This is a genomic window from Streptomyces sp. NBC_00557, assembly GCF_036345995.1.
In the GTDB taxonomy this organism is placed as follows: domain Bacteria; phylum Actinomycetota; class Actinomycetes; order Streptomycetales; family Streptomycetaceae; genus Streptomyces.
In genome coordinates this window covers 1,452,684-1,473,109 of the sequence record NZ_CP107796.1, presented here as the reverse complement: position 1 = coordinate 1,473,109, position 20,426 = coordinate 1,452,684, and the positions used below count along the sequence as shown (strand labels likewise).

Annotated in this window: 8 protein-coding genes; 2 read left to right on the top strand and 6 right to left on the bottom strand. The window is 71.0% G+C overall.

The features are described from left to right. Positions 1–39: 39 nt before the first annotated feature. Complete coding sequence (locus tag OG956_RS05815; protein WP_330336858.1) at positions 40–5,289, bottom strand: DEAD/DEAH box helicase; 5,250 nt, start codon at positions 5,287–5,289, stop codon at positions 40–42. A 176-nt stretch (positions 5,290–5,465) separates the two neighbouring features. Between OG956_RS05815 and OG956_RS05810 the strand changes: the two genes are divergently transcribed. Then, positions 5,466–6,431, top strand: a complete 966-nt coding sequence (locus OG956_RS05810) for a serine/threonine-protein kinase (RefSeq protein WP_330336857.1) — start codon at positions 5,466–5,468, stop codon at positions 6,429–6,431. Between the two features lie 7 nt (positions 6,432–6,438). On the opposite strand, the gene OG956_RS05805 is transcribed toward OG956_RS05810, so the two are convergent. Genes OG956_RS05805 through OG956_RS05790 form a run of 4 tightly spaced genes read right to left on the bottom strand, consistent with a single transcriptional unit; the run spans position 6,439 to position 15,845 of the window. Beyond that, on the bottom strand, positions 6,439–9,435 hold the full coding sequence (locus OG956_RS05805; protein ID WP_330336856.1) for a pPIWI_RE module domain-containing protein: 2,997 nt from the start codon (positions 9,433–9,435) through the stop codon (positions 6,439–6,441). Then, positions 9,432–13,037, bottom strand: coding sequence for a hypothetical protein (locus OG956_RS05800; protein ID WP_330336855.1), 3,606 nt, complete (start codon positions 13,035–13,037; stop codon positions 9,432–9,434). Before OG956_RS05800 ends, OG956_RS05805 begins: the two co-directional genes overlap by 4 nt. After that, the gene (locus OG956_RS05795) at positions 13,030–14,205 is read right to left on the bottom strand and encodes a restriction endonuclease-related protein (protein WP_330336854.1); all 1,176 of its coding nucleotides are present in this window, start codon (positions 14,203–14,205) and stop codon (positions 13,030–13,032) included. The genes OG956_RS05800 and OG956_RS05795 overlap by 8 nt, the downstream gene beginning before the upstream one ends. Then, positions 14,202–15,845 carry a PD-(D/E)XK nuclease family protein gene (locus OG956_RS05790; protein WP_330336853.1) on the bottom strand — a complete coding sequence of 548 codons (1,644 nt, stop codon included), beginning with the start codon at positions 15,843–15,845 and terminating at the stop codon, positions 14,202–14,204. The genes OG956_RS05795 and OG956_RS05790 overlap by 4 nt, the downstream gene beginning before the upstream one ends. A 150-nt stretch (positions 15,846–15,995) precedes the next feature. On the opposite strand from OG956_RS05790, the gene OG956_RS05785 reads away from it, so the two are divergent. Continuing rightward, entirely contained in the window at positions 15,996–17,483 is a 1,488-nt protein-coding gene (locus OG956_RS05785) for a serine/threonine-protein kinase (protein WP_330336852.1), read from the top strand. A 5-nt stretch (positions 17,484–17,488) separates the two neighbouring features. Here the strand turns inward: OG956_RS05785 and OG956_RS05780 are convergent, their stop codons facing one another. After that, positions 17,489–19,516 (bottom strand): N-6 DNA methylase, encoded by a 2,028-nt coding sequence (locus OG956_RS05780; RefSeq protein WP_330336851.1) that lies wholly within the window; start codon positions 19,514–19,516, stop codon positions 17,489–17,491. Positions 19,517–20,426 lie beyond the last annotated feature (910 nt).

Genomic DNA, 20,426 nt, shown 5'->3' with positions numbered 1-20,426 from the left:
ACCTTTCGGAAGAACGTGCGTGGTGCGGACAGAGGCAGGTCAGGAGGCGTCGGAGCCGAACACCGAACGGTAGCGGCCGACGACCTCCGACCAGTCGTCGTCATGACGGAAGCGGATGACGTCCCAGCCGTCGTCGTACAGCCGCTCCTGCGCGTCCTCGTCCCGCTGGGCCTGTACGTCGTCGTCGTGGTGCGGCCCGTCGATGAACACGGCCACCGGGCCGGTCTTCGTCTCGTACACGAAGTCCGGGCGGGACAGCGCACTGGAGACGAAGACCTGCTGCTTGTCGGGCAGCTTCAGGCCCTTCCTGGACAGGAAGGCGATGAACCGGCGCTCCAGCGAGCTGTCGGCGCCGTCCGTGAGGGCCTTGGCGCGCTCGTCGCGGGAGACGCCCGGGCCCGCGTCGGCGACCTTGGCTCCGGCGAAGCGCAGCAGCAGGTCCTTCACCAGCTTGCGGTCGATGACCTGGTGCCAGCGCTGGTTGCCGAAGGACAGCAGGCAGTCGTAGCAGCCCATTTCGCAGCGCGGGCCGCCGTCCCGGCCGCCCTTGTCCCTGCCGTCGGGCTCGAAGTGGGCGATCTCCAGAGCACGGGCCGCGGCCCGGCGCAGCGCGTCCGGCTCGGCCTGCAGGCGGCGCAGCACGCCCGCCCCGCCCTCGGCACTCTCGATGAACAGGATGCGGTCCCGCGGACCGTCGAGCGGAGGCAGCTGCTCGGTGTCCAGCTCGCCGTCCTCCAGCTCGAACTCCGCCTCGATACCCCGCTCCAGCGCGTACTGCAGCGTCACCGCCACCTCGGGGGCCACCTTCTCGGCGAGCTGGAGGACCAGGATGTTGCGGGTGTCCTGGACGTACGGGATCACCGGCACCTTGCGGTCCGCCTTCTCCGCGCTCTCCAGCCCGTCCTGCTCCTCGGTGGTTTCCTTGCCCGGCTTGTCCTGGTCCTTCTTGGCGTCCAGCCACTTGCCCTCGACCGGGTCCAGCCAGAAGCCGGAGCGCTGCTTGCTGCGCCGGTAGCCGAGGTTGGTCAGGCGGACGGTGGCGCTGTCGCCGTAGGTCAGCTCGGCGAGCTGCGCACCGTCCGCATCGAGTGCCGCCGCGTTCAGCGATCCGTCCCGCGTGCCGTGCTTGTTGAACTTGTACGACACCTCGACGACGTAGCCGGTGCGCTGCCGCTCCTCCTCGTCCGAGGAGATCCGGTCCCGGCGCTTGGTGAACACCGTGCGCAGCTGGAGCAGGTTGTAGCGGGCCTCGGTCAGCTCCCGGTGACAGAAGTCGCAGGTGTTCTCCAGCGTCTCGCCGGTGTGCAGGTAGCCGCAGTGCTCGCAGACCTTGGCCTCCTCGGTCTGCAGATCACCCGAGGCGCTGGTGGGCAGCTGGATGCGGTCGACCTGGAAGCGGCTCCCCTCGTGGTAGATGAAGGCACCCGGGCCGAACTCGCGGATCGCGATGAAGCGCGAGCGCTGGAGGTAGTCGCCGTCCCGGCCGCCGCGCGCGGCCCGCCCGGTGCCGGGGATGAACGCGGCCAGCGGCAGGCGGGGGAAGGAGTACCCGGGCAGGAAACCCTCGGAGGCCAGATACCGGTAGGGCGTGAAGTCCGACAGCAGGGTGCTGCCCGAGGTGTCCTCGTTCTTCAGCAGCTTCAGCTGCGTCTCCGCCTGGTGCCGGCGGCGCTCCGCCTGCGCGGAGGCCTCCTTGCCCAGCGTGTTGTCGAGGATGCGCCGGTGCTGGACCTCCCGCTCCCGAAGCGCCTTGAGGAACAGCTCCCGCCAGCGGCCGAGCGCGTTGTCGAATCCGCCCGGCGCCTTCTCCACCGTGCGTTCCAGCCACTGCTCGTCCCACCAGGAGGTGGCGCTCAGCCGGTCCAGCGACTCCTTCAGCACCGCGGTGGCCCGCTTCAGCGCCCGCCGCTGCGCCGCGGGGTCCCGGATCTGCTCGACGACGTGCGGGAAGAGCCGCAGCGAGGGCGTCTCGCCGTCGGCGTCCAGGATGTGCGGAATGCGCCGGCCCAGCTCCAGGCCCGTCTCCGCCAGCCAGATGGCGTGCACGTGCGAGCGCACCAGGTCCTCGTTGGCCAGGTCCAGGCGGGGCGGGGCCACCTCGCCGGCCACCATCAGGTGGGACAGACGGAAGTAGTACTGGTCGTGGCTGTTGCCGGTGGCGCAGTACGTCGTGACCAGCGCGGGCTGACCCTGCCGGCCGGCCCGGCCGCTGCGCTGGGCGTAGTTGGCGGGTGTCGGCGGCACGTTGCGCATCGCCACCGCGTTCAGGCTCGCGATGTCCACGCCCAGCTCCATGGTGGGGGAGCAGTAGAGCAGGGGCAGCGGGGTGCCGTTGCGGAAGTCCTCCTCGCGCTTCTCCCGGACCGGCGCGGGCACCTGCGCGGTGTGCTCACGCGCGAGCAGCCCGGCGAGCGTGCCGGCGACGTTCTTGTAGAGGTTCTTGAAGAACGGGTTGACCCGGGGACCCCGGTCCTTGCCGTACGTCCGGCGCAGCCGGTCCACCGCGCCGAACTCGTCGTCGCGGGCCGTCCACACCACCGCCGTGTGGTTGATGCGGTACCCGGGCGACTCCCCGCGCCCCGCGGGCACCTCGGTCAGCAGGCCACCGTCCTCCAGCACCTCGACCAGGTCGACGATCACCTGCTGCGCCTCGTCCAGGGTCAGGGCGCGGTCCATTGCCGGGAACCGGCCGGGCCGGCGCAGGAACTTGCCGAAGGCACCCCGGGCGGTGATGTTCATCTCGCTGCGGGACCGGTTCGGGCGGCCCGGACGCACGTACGCCGTGCCCGGAGGAGGCGGGGTGCGCTCGGTCTCGGCGAGCCCCCACGCGTCGTTCAGCAGATACGACAGCCTGCGCAGCTCATCGAAGTCGGACTGCTCGAAGTACGGGAAGTCCAGGGCGCGCACGCGCCGCAGCTCGTCCAGGAGGATGCGGGACAGCTCCGCGCGGGTGGCCGGATCGGCGGTGCGCAGCGGCCTGGACGCCTGCGCCCAGCGGTCCTCCTCCGCGGTGATCTCCTCCAGGTCCGCGTACTCCAGCCGCAGCAGGCCGGTCTGCTCCAGGTTGGGCATCGTGACCCGCCAGCCGCGCTCCAGGTCGAGGTACAGGCGGTACTCGACCACCTTGGCCAGGGCACCCAGGGTACGCCGGGCCTGGCGGGACCCCTCCTTGGGGTTCGCGGAGTAGTCCTGCGGCTTCAGGCCCAGCTTGGCGACCACCGCCGGTGCCAGGTCCTCGTGCAGCAGGCCCTCCTCGCCGGCCTCCGTCATGGCCTGGTAGAGGGCCCCGCGCAACTGGGTCACCAGGACGAAGTCGTTGAGGTGGCCGGCCTGGAGGCTTGCGTCCTGGCGGTTGTCGACGAACGTCAGCAGCTTGCGGGCGTCCTCGTCGAGCTCGCTGGGCGGCAGCTGCTTGAGGTGGCGCACGATGCTGGAGCTGATGACGGAGGTGGCCGTGGAGCGGCCCTCCTGGTCCATCGTCATCAGCTTGCTGAAGTCCTTACCGCGCGCGGACTCGTAGCTGACCCCGCAGTTGAGGCAGAACATGAACGGCATCGGGATGTAGGCCGCGTACAGGCCCTGATCCCGGTCGACGACCGAGCCGTCGGGCCTGACCCACACCGGTTGCGGCACGCGTTTCCGGCGGCTGTCGACGAGCATCTGGACACCCCGGTCCTCGTCCGACTTCAGCCAGCTGTCGGGGAAGCGCTGCTCGTCGATCGCCTTGCCGGTCTCGTCCGGCCAGGGGTTGTCGGCGCTGACGTACAGGTAGCCGTTGTCCTCGTCGTCCTCGGTGCGCGGCCGGAAGCGGTACGAGCCGTCCGCGCGCTCCTCGCGGGCCACGGTCAGGTACTCCTGGCCGCACTCACGGCAGAAGGACAGCGGCAGCAGGATCTTGTCCTTGGCGCCGGGCACCCGCACCTGGTAGGTGCGGCTGATGTACCGGGTCTGCTCGTCCTCCAGGGAGACGTACACCGAGTCGCCCTTGGACAGGAACTGGTGCAGCCGGAAGGCGAACAGCGGACGGCCGGTCTCCGGGTCCCGGGCCTGCGAGCCGGCGTGCAGCGTGTCACGGATGGCGGCCACGCAGTCCTCGTAGGACTCTCCGGTGCGCCCGGCCAGCTTGCGGGCCGCCCTCTGGACCGTCGTCGGCTCGGCCCGCACCAGAGCGCCCTTGTCCGGGCCGTCGGTGAGCGTGCGCAGCCCGAACTCGGTCTCGATCCAGGAGGCGAGCGGGTCGGCGGCGAGGACGTGGTAGTCGGTCGACGGCGCCTGCGTCCGTATGCGCTCGGCCAGTTCCGCGTCCAACGGGTCCTGGTCGCGCGTTGCACGCACCAGGGTCTCGCCCACGACACGCTCCGGGGTGACCGGCGTGGCGAAGAGGGTCGTCGCCACGTCCGCCACGGCCCGCCGCCGGTCCTCCAGCGTTCCCTGGGTCGACATGGTCGCCGAGGTACCCACCACCTGCAGGTCCGGTGCGGCACAGGCGTCGCGGACCCGGCGCACGAGCAGGGCGACGTCCGCGCCCTGGCGGCCGCGGTAGGTGTGCAACTCGTCGAGGACCAGGAAGCGCAACCCCTGGGCGGCGCGCATGAGGGCCTTGCGCTCCCGGGGCCGGGTGAGCATCAGCTCCAGCATGACGTAGTTCGTAAGCAGGATGTCCGGCAGGCTCTCGAGGATCTTCTCGCGCTCGTCCTCCTTCTCCTGGCCCGTGTACCGCGCGAAGGTGACGGGCTCCCGGCCCTCGCCGTAGCCGTGCTGCAGGAACTTCTCCAGCTCGTACTTCTGGCTGTTGGCCAGGGCGTTCATGGGGTAGACGATGATCGCCTGGACGCCGGAGGTGGCTCCCTGCTGCTTGGCGCGCAGCACACTGTCCACGATCGGCACGATGTAGCCGAGGCTCTTGCCGGAGCCGGTGCCCGTGGTCAGCACGTAGCTCCCGCCGGCTCGGGCCACCTCGATCGCGTCGCGCTGGTGACGGTGGAAGGCGATGGGGCGTCCCTGTTCCGGCGGGCCGTTCTTCTTCTTGCCCACGCGGAAGATCCGCTCGCACTCCGGGTGCAGCAGCCCTTCGGTCACCAGCTGACCGACGGTGCCGCCGGGGGCGAAGCTGGGGTTCAGGGAGAGCCACGGGTCGGGCCACTGGTTGCCCTGCACGAGCGCCTCGCGGACGGTCTCCTCGATCCGCTCGTTCTTCACGACGACGGAGCCCGTGGTGAAGTCCTGGTAGTCGGCGATCAGCTGCTCGTGCACCTTGAAGACGTCCACAAAACCCTCACTCGTTCCCACGCCGACCTGCACCGTTCACCGTAGCGGCTCGGGTGCTCGTGACGGGCCGGTAATCCCTGAGACCCTATGAGAGCACTGTTTGTGAACTCAGTCAACGTGTACGAGTGTTGAGAGCTGTGTACAGGGTCCGCTGGGTGATTCCTGGCCGTGCATGAGAGTGGCACACTCAGTCACCTATGGACATCGGAACGCTCATCGCCAAGCGCTATCGCATCAAGAGCCCCATCGGCCGCGGCGGCATGGGACAGGTGTGGATGGCGGACGACGAACACCTGGGCCGGCCGGTCGCCGTCAAGACGATGACGCCGACGAGCGGGCTGACGCCGGATCAGATCGCCCACGATGCCGGGCGGTTCGAGCGCGAGGCGAAGTCGGTCGCGCGGCTCGACCATACCGGGCTCGCGGCGGTCTACGACCTGGGTGTCGAAACGGGCACGCACTACCTGGTCATGCAGTACGTCCAGGGCCTCGACCTGGGTGATTACATCGCGGAACACGAGACGCTCACCCTGGAGGAGACCGCCGCCGTCGGTGTGCAGATCTGCTCGGTGCTGGCCGCCGCCCATGCCCGGAGCGTCGTCCACCGGGACCTCAAGCCGGGCAACGTGCGCATCCGCACCGACGGTGTTGTCAAGGTGCTCGACTTCGGCGTCGCGGCCATCCTCGACGCGGACACCAAGAAGCTCACCACGACCGGCGAACGGCTCGGCAGCTTCCAGTACATGGCGCCGGAACAGGTGCTGGGCGAACCCGTGGACCGTCGCACGGACCTCTACGCCCTGGGCTGTCTGATCCACGAAATGCTGACCGGCCGACCGGTTTTCGAGCACGAGTCACCGCTGATGGTGCCGAGCCTGCACACCGAGGCCGCGCCCGAACCACTGCGGGCACTGCGGCCCGACGTCCCAGAGGACGTCGAGCGCCTGGTACTGGAACTCCTCGCGAAGAAACCGGGCGACCGCCCCGCACACGCGGGTGAGGTGTACCGGCGTCTCGCCGCTCACCTGCCCACGCCCGGAAACCCGGAGGGGGCCCTGGTCCCCTGGGCCGAGGCGGATCCGTGCCGGCCGTTCCGCTTCCCCATGGCGCCGGACGCGCGGCCCGTCCGCCAGTGGGCCAGTGAGGCGGACGGGCCGCGGTAGCAGGGCCTCAGCGCGGCTCGGTCTCCTTCACATCTTCCGCAGAGGTGGGCTGCGCCGGGATCCCGAATGCGAGCTGCTCCCAATCCGCCCCCTCCGGCTCGGGAGCCGTCTCGACGCCCGGGGCCGCCCCCGTGTCCGGGTCGGCGTCGGATGCGGAGTCGACGGCGTCGGCCCCGTCCCCGCCGTCCTCGTTCTGGGTCGGCAGGACGTACTCCTGCGCGAGTCCCGCGAGGTGCAGCGGCAGCGGCAGGCTCAGTGCGTCCGGCAGGTCGGGGGCCTGCCGCAGCTGGTGCACGGCGAGCGCGAGCGCCTCCGGGACGTCGCCGTCGCCGGGGTGGCACCCCAGAACGGCGATCTCCACCAGCCCGGGGTTCCAGGCCGCTTTGTCCGTGTCGATGGTCACCTTGCCCTTGGTGTTGACGCGGGGCGCCAGCTTGTCGGCGGCGACCGACAGCTTGAAGGTGCGGGCCTTGGGCGTCGTGGACCAGAAGACGCGGGCCTTGTCGGGGTCCGCGGTCGGGTCCGTCCACAGGTGGGCGGCCAGACCGTTGGGGCCGTCCGGGTTCACGCCCCACCACTGGGCGGTCTCCCGGTTGCGTGCCGTACGCACCCGCACCAGCCGCAGGTCCGGGTCCAGGCGGCGCGAGGGGGCGTGACCGTCGCGGAACTTGTCCGCCACCACGGTGCCGTCCTGGAGCCACGTCCAGTGCGAGCGCATGTTCTGCCCGTGGGCCAGCAACATGGTCGGCGTGCCGCGCAGGGTGCGGCGTACCCGCTGGAGCCACTCCTCGGTCGCCCGCCGCTGCTGAGCCATGTCCGCCCACCAGGACGGCCGGGCCACCGGGTCCTCGCCGTCGCGCGGTGCGGGGACGAGGCCCTTCGGCACCTCGCACTGCCTGGTCAGCTTCAGCAGCATCACCGGGTACGGCACCCAGGCACGCGCCTCGTCGTCCCAGCCCTCCACCCGGGCCAGCCCCTCACCGGACGGATCCGGCGTGACCAGCACGGCAACGGGCACATGCCCCGCCCACCGGGTGCGGCTGCGCCGGTTCTTGCGCACCATCCACACCGCCGCGTACCGCATGCCGACGGGCAGACGCTCGCCGAGACTGTGCTCGGGGTGGACCCGCACACCCAGCTGCCGCAGTCCGTCGTCCCAGGCCTTCGCCGCGCGGAACTCCTTGTTCTTCTCGCTGTTGTAGCCCTTGGCCTTCTTCGGCACGGCCATGAACTGGGTGAGCACGCCCGCGTCCGCGCAACCCAGCCGCAGCGCGAACTTCGCGTCGTGGTCGGGGGAGGAGAAGTCCTTGGCCCGGTCGATCTCCACCAGGGCGAGCGTGGGCGCGGGCGAAGAGGCACCCTCCTCGGTGAGGAAGGCCGTCATCTCCCGGCGGCGGTCGCGGATCGCGGTGGTGACCGCGGCCCGCGAATGCCGGGTCCCCTCCGGCAGGGCGAGGTCCTGGCCGAGGGAGCGGGAGAGCCGGCGGCAGCACAGCCGCACGGTGAGTTCGGGGGACTGCCACTCCAGGACCACCGTGCCGTCGTAAGCCTCCTCGGTCGCCGGCGCGCCGCCGTCGCTCTTGAGATCCAGGTGCGCGACGAGCGCGTTGATCGCGGTGTCCCGCATGACCGGGGTCTGCCAGAGCAACTGCGCCTCAAGGGTGGGAAGTTCACCCGGGGAGATGTCATGGGGGAGGTGGCGCAGCGCGAAGGCCGTGCCGCTCCGCCGGGCCTCCGCGCGCCTGCGCTCCTCCTCGGTCTTCGCCGGTTCCTTGGAGGGCTCCTGGCGGGGGTTGCCGGGCGTGCTGCCCGACAGGCGGGTGCGGACCAGCGCGGGCACCGGCTCCAGCTGCTCCGGAAGGGCCTGCAGCGCCCACTCCACGATCTTCGAGCGCTGGTCCGTCATCAGGCCGGCTCCGACCTCGTGCGACCCCATGGCCGTGCTGTACAGGACCGCCGCCCGCATGTCGTCCGCCAGCCAGCCGGCCGGGTCGGTGAGGATGGCGTCGGCGTCCGGGAACGACTCCGTGAGCGACATGCTCCGCAGCATCCCGGCGGGCCCGCCGCCGACCCAGTCGTACCCGTCCCGGCTCCAGGCGAACCGCGCCACAGCGAACCGGTCGCTCGCCGGCGCTCCGGGCAGCCACGGCACGCGCGGGCGCAGCAGCACCGTGGTGCGGCGGCCGAACGGCAGGTACAGCCGCCCCGTCCTGGCGCTCACGCGGGTCGCGTACCGGCGGATGTGGCTGTGCACATGGAAGCGGGGCAGCGGGTCGAAGGGGACCGTGTGCAGCGTGATGTTCAGGACGACGGAGTACCACTCGGTACCCCGGCTCCCTTCGAACTCCAGCGCCTGCGAGACGAGTTCGGCGCCCCGGTCCATCGGCCCGCGCGGCATCGCCCGAAAACGCAGTCGGCCGCCCGCGAAGTCATAGGGCTCCAGGGCGAGGATCCGCCGGGCAAGCCAGTCGGTGGACAGCTGGAACTGGCGCGGCTCCGGAGCGGCCGTACCACCGCCGGTGGGCCGCTCGTGGCGCAGCAGCTCCACGGGGACGCCCTCCTGCCACCGGGGAGGGTTCTCCAGCAGCGACGAGCGGGTCTCGGACAGCAGCGAACGGAACTCGGGCTCCGGCCGCAGGTCCTTCAGCCAGGCGCCGAGAAGCCCCCTGAGCGCCGCGTCGGGCAGCGGATCGGGCACGTCCTCGGGGGCGTACAGCCAGAAGTCCGGGCCCTCCCCGCGGCGGCGGTTGGGGCGGGGCCGCACCAGGACGTCGGGGGCGAGCGCCTGCACGACCTGGTCCATGCGGAACGTGGGCACGGTCTCCAGCGGCTTGTCACGGCCCGCGTTGCACAGGGCCAGCAGAGCCCCGGTCCACTCCTCGGGAAAAGGCAGCACGCGGTACCGCTCGACCACCGAGGCGTCCGCGGAGACGGGACGTGCGGCGGCGGTGCGGATGGAGTCGTAACGGCGAGCCATGGTCGGGGCCTTTCTGGTGAAGGTCAAGACGTGTGGTGTTCGATGGCGCGCAGCGCCTTGTACAGCGGCGCGTACAGCAGCCGGGCGACCGCGGGGTCCGCCGGATCGGGGCAGTCGGGCGGCGGTGCGCCCTCCGCGAAGTAGGGGGCCAGCACGTCACGCAGACCAGTCAGAAGGCCGTCGTCCCGCGGGAGCGACGCCGCCGCGGCGCCGGGGGACAGCAACTTGGCCGTACGCGGCGCGAACCGGGCGTCCACGAAGACCACGCGGGCGGGCACCCCACCCCGCACCAGACGGCCGATGACCTGCCAGATCGTCACCAACTGGTCCCATGTGAAGGACGTCTTCTCATGGTCGGACAGGCGGGAGTAGATGTAGCGGCGGGACAGCAGCCGGCGCCACTCGGCGCGTGCCACGTGCCGGAAGGCCAGCCCGGCCGCGTTCAGGTCCGCCGCGTCCGTGACCAGCTTGCTGAACGTGCCCTGCGGCAGCCCGGGCTCGTCACGGGCGAACCGGGTCGCCCAGTCGTTGATCGCGAACACGGCCAGGGCGAGATCGTCCGGGCGCGGATGGGGCCGGGCCAGGAACAGCGCCGTGCCGAAAGCCGCGTTGCGCTGGGCGTTGAGGATGTTGTGCCCGCGCTCCACCGCCATCAGCGGAGCCACGAGAACCTCGGCCATGGGGTCCTGGGCGAACATGGCGAGGTCGCCCCGGCGCAGCGCCGTGACCCGGTCCGCCTCCGACCGGGGCGGTGCCGAGCCGCGTACGGCCTGCTCCAGGTCGGCGTCGTCGGCGGCCAGCACCCGGACGCGGCCGTGCCAGCGCTCCATCCCGTGCAGGACCTCCGCCGCGGTGTGTGCCTCCTTGTAACTGCCGACCAGGAGGATCGCCCGGCGTCGGCGGCTGTCGGCGACCCTGGCCAGTTCCTGCTCCAGCGGGCTCGGGGCACCGCCCCGGCCGGGGGAGCCGAGCCGGCTGACCATCGCCCGGCAGGCGGCGGGCCGGGCCTTCGGCTCGGTGCCCGACAGGCTCAGGGGACGTCCCTCGTCGTCGTACAGGAAGTGCGTGCTGAACTCCGACTCGCTCACGGCCGCCAGGGACCGCGGTGAAGGCGTCAGTACCGCGCCCACCGGGGCGACCACGTGCGCGCGTGTCGAGGTGCCCGCCCAACTGGTGCCGGACATCAGCACGACGTGCGGTCCTCTGCGCCCGCGGCCCGGGTCGGCCCCCACCTCGGGCAGGGAGAGCAGGAGTTCGCGGCCCACGCCCGCGCACCGGAAGAAACGCAGGGTGCCGCTGTGCCGCCCCTCGACATCGCGTTCCCGCTCGTCGGGCAGGTACTGGAACCCCAGGACGTTGCCCATCGGCGCCTCCGGGACCAGCGGGGCGTAGTCGAGCGGCGGACGGCGGGACAGCTCGTTGCCGGTCGAGTCCAGGTGCAGGGCCGCCTCGACCTGGGGCCAGAGGAAGACCAGCCGGTCGAGACGCTGGTGCAGGGCACTGAGCAGCAGCATGAACTCCAGGCGCCGAGCGGTCAGATCGAGCCACTCCTCGTCCTGGGCCCGGACGGACGCGGGGGTGCCCTCGAGCAGGGGGCGGAGCACGGCGAGGACCCGCTCGCGCGTGTCGGTGGAGGACAGCGTGGTCAGCAGATCCTGGGCCAGGCGCACCAGTTCGTCCGTCACGTTGCCGTACGGGCCTCGGCCGCCCAGGGGATCGTCCCGGAAGTCGTCGAACCGCTCGGTCAGTTCGGCGCGGTGGGCATCCACCTCCGGCCCGGCCGACTCGGGCTCCGGAGCGTCGTCCTCGTATGCCTCGTACAGCTCCGATTCGTCGGACACGCCGTCCGGAGTGCCGGCATCGGGGCCCTGCGAGAACCAGGAGCCGAGCAGCTTCTCCTGGAGCGTCCAGGGGCTGAAGTACTCGATGTCCGCCCACTCGCGCAGGTCCGCGTCGGAGATCAGCAGCTTGTACAGGCGGTCCGTGGCGGCGTGGACCACCGTGAGCGAGGCGGACCAGCGCTCGACCTCCTGGTCGGTGAGCGGCAGCCGGCCCTGCCGGGACAGCTCCTCGATACGGTGCGTCTGCACCTGATCCAGCCAGGACTCGGGGCCGGGAGAGACCAGCGTCGCCGACGGCGCGAAGATCTCGTCCAGCTTCATCTGCACCGAGTCGGCCTCGTCCACGACGATGATGTCGCTGCGCAGGCAGGCCAGTTCCAGGTGGCGCAGCCGCTCGTCGCCCAGGTGACGCGGCACGGCCGACTGCACCAGGCTCGCCGGATTGGCCACCCAGATCAGGGAGTCGACCAGCTCCCGGGCCGCACGGTGACGCGGGCACACGTACCACAAGGGGCACCCGTGCGGGGTTCCCTTCACCTCGGTCGGGCGGTCCTCCTCGGACGGGGACCGCCGCCGCCCCGGCCGGTAGGGCTCGGGCAGCGCGCCGGAGTCCGCCCTCTCGTCCTGCGTGCGCTTCTTCTCCGGATAGAGCGAGGTGCACGGCGCGTCCGCGAACCGCAGGGGCTGCGCCGCCTCGGTGCCGCGCAGAGCGTCCACCACGCACACCGTGCTCAGGTGGTCGAAGCCCGGGTCGTCGTGGTCCAGCAGATTGTGCACGCCGCGGGAGGCGAGCCGCCGGTGCAGCCGCTGCACATGGGTCTCCCGCGTGGTCAGACCCAGCACCGGTGTAGCGGTCAGCCCCAGATCGCGGAACAGGGCCGTCAGACGCAACTGCTCGGCCACGTCGCCCACGACGAGCGTGGTGCGCAGCGCCGGAGTCCGGCGGGCCCCCCAGACCGCGAGCAGCGTCATCAGGGTCGACTTGCCCGCGCCGACCATGCCGGCCAGGTGCAGCAGCCCGTCGAGCCGGAGATCGCCCTCGTGCGAGAAGCCCAGCCCGTCCGCGTCGCGCGGGAAGATGCGCAGCTCGGTGAGGCGGTCCTCCCAGTGGCCGGGGTTCTCCACCTCGTTCGCCCGCTCCGTCGCGTCCATCCAGCGGGCGGTCTCGACGAGTTCGGCCTGGCTGATCGTGAGCGGCTCACCCCTCCCCGGCCGTCCCGCCTCCGGGTCATGACCGGGAACGGGGTCGAAACGCAGCTCCTCAGGCAGCGTCACGGAGGTGGGACGGCGCCGGTCGACGAAGGTGGCGCGGCCGGCCGGCGCGAGGGGCAGAGCCTTGCGGGCCAGCGGAGGCAGCGCCGCGAGGGCGGCGTCGTACACGGCGAACCGGTCCGAGGCGACGGCCGGCTCGCGCCGCCGGGCCGGCCGGTCGAGCGCGAGGACCTCATAGGCCCGCAGCCGGTCCGGCAGACTCCGGTAGGTCTCCAGCGTGCGCTCCCATGCGCGGCCGCGGCGCAGGTGCCACAGCAGATGGCGGCCCGCGAGGAGCATGACCTCGTGCTCGGGACAGGACACGTATCCCCGGGCGTCGGCGAACCGGTAGCCGCCGAACAGGACGTAGGCACCGCGGACGGGTTCGTGGGGCGCGATGTGCTCCAGGATCCGCAGGGCCAGTTCCGTCTGACACAGCAGGCCGGGTTTCACGTCGCCGAGCTCGGCGGGCACCTCGTCCCACAGGCGGGCGAGCTCCTTGCTGACCGGGTGGTGCCAGCCGTCGCGGTCACGCATCGCCGGTCTCCTCCTGGTGCGTGGCTGTGCCGACGCGCGCGAGCCGGTCCTCGGCGCGGGCGAGCAGTTGGGTGTCGGTGAGCAACGGAACCCGGCGGGCGGCGGCCGGGCGGTTGCGCTCGTACGTGGCGATGTAGCCCGGCCGGTCGTCGACGCGGTCCTGCGGCACCACCCAGAACGCCTCGTCGTACCGGGGCTCCTGCGGCACCGGCCGGGCGGCCCGCCCCAGGAACGCCGGATGGGCCCAGTCCTTCACGTCCACCGCCCACACCCAGCCGTCGGGGAAGGTGACGTGCACGTCGTAGGCGTCGTACGTCGGCCACATCCGCACCTTCAGCCCGAGCTCGGTCAGGCGCCCTTCCAGGCGCACCTCCGCCTGCCCGGGACCGGTGACGAACTGGCGCAACGGCCTGGCCAACTGGAGCAGCTCACCGGCCTCCTCCTTCGCGATGCGACGCCCCACCGGCGGCCGGCCCCGACGGCGGCAGCGATCCCGCTCGCACCACCAGCCGCCGTCGTGCAGCGGCGTCAGCAGGGTGAGACACCGGCCGCAGGTCGCGTAGACGTCACCGCGCAGATAACTGTCCGGGACGGGACGGTAGATGCGGCTCAAAAGCTCCTTCACCGGGTCGAGCACATGGTCCATCGACACGGCCCACTCCTCGGCCGAGGTGAGGACGGGCCGGGTGACCAGGAGCCGCCGGAACTCGGTGTACGCGTCCTCCTCGCCGTACTCGCGGCACAACCGCAGCGCGGCGCGGATGATCTCACGGTCGTAGAGAACCAGCGCGCTGTCCGAGAACTGCTCCGCCCACTCGTAGCACAACTCGGTGGGGCGCGAGGAGTCCGGGTCGAGCAGCAGGTCGTCCGGTCCGGCCGCCTCGGCCGGCAGGTCCACCGGCCAGTCCGCCACCGGTCGCTCGCGGCACCAGGACAGCAGGTCCGGAAGGCTCGCCGGAGGCTCGGCCCCGCGCTCCAGGCAGGCCAGCACCGTCCGGTCGAGGGCGCGCTGCACCTCGGGCGGATAGGGCAGGGTGAAGGCTTCGGGGCCGGTGGCCGCGTCGAGCACCGTGAGAGCGGTGGCGAGTGCGCGCATGAGGGGGATGCCGCGATGGGCGGACCAGTCGGTGTCGTGCAGCGGCACTCCGTTGCCGGTCGTCGTGGTCACCGTGCCTCCAGGTGCGCCCGGCCGGCCGCGCAGTGCCTGAGCACGTCGCAGCCGTCGCAGTGGCCGCCGGGCGTCGGCGCGTAGGTCTCGTCCACCGCCCAGGGGCCGGCGAGCCCGGCGATGATGCGGCGCGCTTCGGCCAGGGTGTCGGGATCGCCGGGATCGATCTCCTCGCAGCGCGACTTCCCGGTCCCTTCCGCGTCCAGGTACAGCACCTCCAGCTCGATCAGCGACCGGCGTGGATCACCACCGGGCACTCCGGCGGACATCATCAGCACCGCGAAGGCGAGCTGCGGATACGTCTCCATCAACGCGCGCCCTTCCCAAGGGGGTTTCGCAGCCGTCTTCGTCTCGTGCCAGATCCAGCCTCCGGAGCGGGTGTACAGGAGGTCGGGGTCGGCGATCAGGACGACGTCCAGTTCGGGGTCGTACGCGGTCAGGCGCGGCTGCACCCGTACGACCTCGTCGGACGGCAGGCCGTCGAGAGGGCAGGCCCGCCGGTGTTCTGCGAGCAGGGCGAGGGCGGTCGGCAGTTCGGCGGGGGAGAGGCCGGGAAGGGTGTCTGGGAGGGGAGCCGTGCGACAGCATCCCTTCTCGTGACGGAGGTTGAGCCACTCGTCGACCGCGCGGCCCCTGCGGATCGGCTCGCTCTCCGGATCCCCCGACTTCAGGTGCAGTACGCGGGTGAGGTGGAACTGCGCCGGGCAGCGCGCGTGGACACGCAGGTCGCTCGCGGACACGGAGCGGCGGGCGCGGGGGCGGCGTGGCCCGGGGACCCCGAGAACGCCGGGAGCCCGGGGCAGCTGTTCGCAACCCACCAAACCTTCGCAGCGGGTGCAACTGGAGCCGGGGTTGAGCCGGTCGTTCTCGACTACCCGGCGCAGCACGGGCTTGGCGTGCTCGGTGAACCGCCGCTCGACCTCATCGGCGTCCCAGTCGGCCAGCACGTCGTGATCGCCGCTGCCGCAGCCGATGCCTACGATCCGGACGCGCTGCGGGCGGACGGTGCTGCCGGGCGCAGGACGGAAGATGTCCCTGAATGCCGGCTGGGAAGGGATGCCCGTCAGTGCCACGGCCGCCGCCTCCGCGATCTCGGCGGGCGGCCGGTCCCGCTTCACGGAATTCACGGACAGCAGCCATAGCTCGCGTTCCGACCCGTCGGCGGACGCGTACCGGCGTCCCCACGCCGTGCGCTCGTAGCGGATCGCCCCGCGGGCATCCGGTACCTCGCTCTGGGTGCTGGCCGTCCACTGGGCGCGCACCGGCAGGGTCGGCGGACGCCCGAGCACGCGCCGCTGCGTTTCGAGCGCCGTGCGCGCCAGCAGGTAGGAGCGAACGGCTGATTCGGTCCAACTCGCGTGACCCCCGTGGTACTTCTGATTCTTCAGAAGCCGCGTCAAAGCACTGTCGATGTCCTCTCCCTCGTGCTCGACCGCGTCCAGGACGCTCAAAACCGGCCCGAGAGCGAAGTCCTCGACGGGCTTGCCCCGCGGGCGCGGCGGAACCTGAGCGAGCAGGGCCCGGGCGCGCAGGGCGTTGCCGCGCGGGCAGTCCTGAGGGTCCTCGCGCAGCAGTGGCAGCGAAGTGCGGATGAGTCGGATGTCTCCGTTCGTTCCGGGCGGAGGCAGGTGGAGCGACACGATGCACCCCTTACGGGCGTGGTGAGGCGAGAGCGTCAACGCACCCAGGGAAGCGTATGTTTGTGAACATAGTCAAGCGATTGACTCGATGTGATCCGTGAACCGCTACAGTGTGGCTGACACCATGTCATGAACAGCCGGGGGTGAGGCGTGGAAGCCGGGGAAGTCCTCGACGACCGCTACCGAGTCAAGGAGGCGCTCGACCAGGGCGGCATGGGCACCATCTGGTCGGCCACCGATCTGGAAACCGGGCAGTCGGTCGCCGTCAAGGTGCTGCGGCTCGACGCTTACACACAGGGTCGATTCACTCCGGCAGAGCGCGCGCGACGCCGGGTCGAGCTGCTGAAACGGTTCGAACGCGAGGGCGCGATTCTCGAGGAACTGAAGCACCCTGGGATCCCGCGCCTACTGCACCGCGGCTACCTCGGCGAGGAGCCCCACCTCGTCATGGAATACGTCGAAGGGGTCAGCCTGCGCGAATTCCTGGACATGCGCCGGCCGTTCCCGTTCGACGCCGCTGTCGCCGTCGCCGTCCAGGTCGCCGAAGCCCTCGGGCACGCGCACATGAACGGTGTCGTGCACCGGGACCTGAAACCGGGCAACGTGGTCATCGCCTTCGCGGACGGGGCGGTGAAGCTGCTCGACTTCGGTATCGCCTACCTCACCGACCCCGACGCGACCCGTTACACCGCACTCGGTGCGACGCCGGGCAGCGCCGGGTACATGGCCCCGGAGCAGCTGCGAGGCCAGCAGGACATCTCCGCCTCGGTGGACCTCTACGCGTTCGGCTGTGTGCTGTTCGAACTCCTCACCGGCGAGAGGCCCTTCGAGGACAAGCCGGACCGGAACAGGGACACCCAGCACCTCGAGGACCTGCCGCCGCGCCTGCGGAGCATCAACATCGGCATTCCCGAGGAACTGGACGACCTGGCCTGGGACCTCCTCGCCAAGGCCCCAGCCGACCGCCCCGAGACCATCGACGAAGTGCTGGACGTTCTTCGTGACTTCCTGCCGAAGCCGGGCGACCCGGCCCCGGATCCGGAACTGGATCCGGACCCGACCGCACGCTATCGCCTGCGGGAGGGGTCAGTGGCAGACGCGGCGGGCACGCGGCTCACCCCCCGTGCCGCATCGCGACGTCCGGCCCGCCGTCGTGGCGGGTGGCTGGGACGCAACCAGTTCGCGGGACGGATCGCCCAGGCCCGGGCGGAACTGCTCGCCGACGGTCCTGGCGACCGCTGCGCCGAACTCCTCGACCTGCTGCCCAAGGCGGTGTCGGACTGGGGTGCCCGCGAGCCGGTCGTCCTGGAGGGGCGGCTGGTGTGTGCCGACGCCGCCCGGCTCGACGGTCGTACAGGTGAGGCGAAAGAGCAGTACGAGCAGGTGGCGCAGGACGGAGATCCCTCGGATCCTCTGGTGCTGGAGGCCCGCCTCGGGGTTGCCGAATGCCTCATGCCCGAGGGTGACTTCACCGGGGCGTTCCGCGGCTGGCGTGCGGTGGTGCACAGTCTCTCTCTCGTCGCCGTACCGGATTCGGACCGGCTGACGAGCCGCTGCCGTGAGGTCGCTGCCGAGCTGGCCGAATCCGGCTACGAAGCGCAGGTGACCGACATCCTCGCCCGGCTGCCCGAGCCGTAGGCGGATCATGCCCGAGGAAGCTGCCCCGCGGCCAGCAGGTCCCCCAGCGCGCGGCTCAGCTCGCCGCCCACGCTCTTCATGTCGGTGAGTTCGCGTTCGAAGGTGGTGATCTTCCGGTAGATCTCGCCGTACTGCCGCTGTTCCTCCAGCGTGAGCCTCGGGATGTGCAGACGCCGTACGTCGATGCGTGACGTGGTGGACGCGTGGGTGCCGGCCCTGTGCACATTGGCCGGGGCACGCAGGCAGCCGGACAGGAACCATGGGTCGAGGACCGCGGGATTCGCCCTGAGCGCCGCGAGCTGGGGCCCCAGGACGGACGGGGCGTCGGTGTCCACCCGTACGTCGAAGGCCCGGGCCAGCACCGAGACGATGACGTCCTGGGACGCTGTGACCGTGAGCGAGCCGTCCTGCTCGCCCGCCGCGACGGCCGACGTCGGGAGCCACAGCTGCGCCTGCCCGGACAGCGGAGCACCCGTGAGAACGCGCGCTTCGTCCTCCTGGCGTTCCCCGCGGCGCACCAGAGACTCCGGCAGCCCCTGCCCGGTCCGGATCTCCAGGGCTCCGGCTCGTTCCAGCTCGCCGACGCTGATGAGGGGAACCGTCTCGTCGCCGTCGGCGGGTACGAGTGCGGACAGGGCGTCGGCGGCATCGCGCAGTTCCCTCATATGCGCGTCGAACCGCGTCCAGAGGCGCCTGAGGTCGACGATGGTGGCGGCCCGCGTCCTCGGAACACGCCGTGCGGGCGTGAGGTCCACCTGGTCGTCCAACAGGTCGACCACGGGAACCGAGACGCTTCCCTGCGTGCTTGTGCCGCCGAGGACCCCCACGATCTGCGCCGTCACGGCGGACCAGTCGACGCCGCCTCTGTCGACGGACACGGAACCACCGCCGTGTGTGGTGTCCACGAACGTGAGCTCCGCTCGGTCTGCTCCGCCCGGGCCCTCGGCACCATCCGCGCACAGGATCCACAGATGCAGCCCGACACCGTAAGGCGGGGCGGCACCGGGCGGCAGGGCGATCACGGTCCGGAGCACGCCGGACCGCAGGAGACCGGCCCGGATCCGGCGACCCGCGCGGCGCGCCGCCACACCGGGCGGCAGCACGAGAACCGCGACGCCGCCAGGAGCCAGAGTTGCCGCAGCATGCTGAACCCAGGCGAGTTCCGGCTCGGTGCGCGGAGGCTGCCCGTACACCCAACGCGGGTCTGTGGCGAGTTCCGCGTGACCCCAGTCACGTTCGTTCGAGGGTGGGTTGGACAGGACCACATCGGCCTGCGCTCCGGGGTGGGCATCAGCCCGCAACGTGTCACCCACTGCCAACGAGACGTTGGACAGGTCACGCTCGGCGAACCCGCCGACCGCCAGGCGCGCCTTGGCCAGCTCCACAAGAACCGCGTCGCTGTCCTGGCCTAGGAAAGACAATCCCGCCGCACGGTCAGCACCCCACTGTCGGCCGGCTGCGACGAGCAACGTCCCCACCCCGCATGCAGGATCCAGGACGGTCCGTACTGGTCCTGGGTGGTTCATGGCTGCGGCTTGGGCCATGAGCCGGGCCAGCTGCACCGGAGTCGTCGTGATCTGCCGCACGTGGGTCCGGAGCCACCGCTCCAGAAGGAGGTCGAAGATGCTGTGCTTCTCGTCCGGCTCAGTCAGTTCGAGAGTGCGCTCCAGAAGGCGGGCCTGACGCTGATCAAGGAGCGGCTCCACCGCCGGCCTGCCTGCCTTGACGCTGCTCTGCCGGAGTCCTACCTGGGCCACCAGCAGGCCCGTCGTTTCCCGGTTGCCCAGGGACTCGTATTCCGGCCAGAGCCGGTCGAGCGGGTTCACCCCCGTCTTGAGTTTGTTCTCCCGCCTGAGCCACTCTTCGACTTGCGGAAGTGAGAAGTGCGGGCTTGTCTCGGTGCCGCCGACAGGGGAGGGAAAGTTGTCGTACCGTCGCCGCCAATTGCTGACGGCGGCGCGCCCTACTCCCGCGATGCGGGCGATCTCCGCCAGGGTGACGACGACCGGGGGCGACCCTGCGGTCGTGGACATGATCTCCTCCGGGGCTCGTGGCGGCCTCGCGCCCAATGTATCTGTGATCACCTGCGTATGAGGGGGCGCATTGTTTGACTGAGTTTACGCACATGCTGGTCCCACTCTGCGCACCTCGCACTGCTCGCTCGGCCGGTCCCAGGCGGTCGCATGTGCCGGTGGGCAGGTCCCAAGCCCGAGTGGAGGGCGATCCCTTGAAGTGGCTGTACGAGACGTGGGGTGATAAGTGTGTGCCTTTGGCCATGCGCGCCCTGAGCCCAGGCGATCTGTCTCGTCTGCCATCCATGTTGACCTCCTCGTCATGGTGTCTTCTTGCTGGGGGAGCGCTCCGTGGCCCGCGCCAAGTGCCGCCTACCACAGTTCGGGCCTCGGAGCGGAGCCTGCCGTAGCCTCCCGTTGCCTGGCTCCTCAGCGGAGGCAGGCGTCCACATCGCGGCTCGACCGAGTGCTCGGGTCGAATCAGAGCGGTTTCCTCTGACTGCCTCCGATCGCCTCTGCAACCTGTCCTAGCAGGTCACAGCCGGTCCAATCCCCCAAAGTCGCAGGTCAGAAAGGTGCCCCAGGAATACCCGGCGTACAGCCCGACTCGTCTGCCATTGGGGCTCTGACCAGGGGAAGCTACCTGGTCGGGGCCCCCTTGCATACGGTTGGGCTTCCCGCTTGTTGCCGGGGGGATTGTGCACGGGATGTGCACGCTGGTCCTGGTGCCGGGGGCCGTCGGGCTGCGGGATGGTGCGCAGGCGGGCAGTCCCGGCGGCGGGGGACAGAACATGGCATCGGAAAAATCCGCTGATCGGCGGCACCCAGCTAGTGATCCAGACCATACGCCGATTGAACCGGTACGCGGTCAGCGCTTGGCCATGGGCACGAGTCCTCGGCGGGAGCCGCGGTCCTCCGGCTCGCTCCGTCA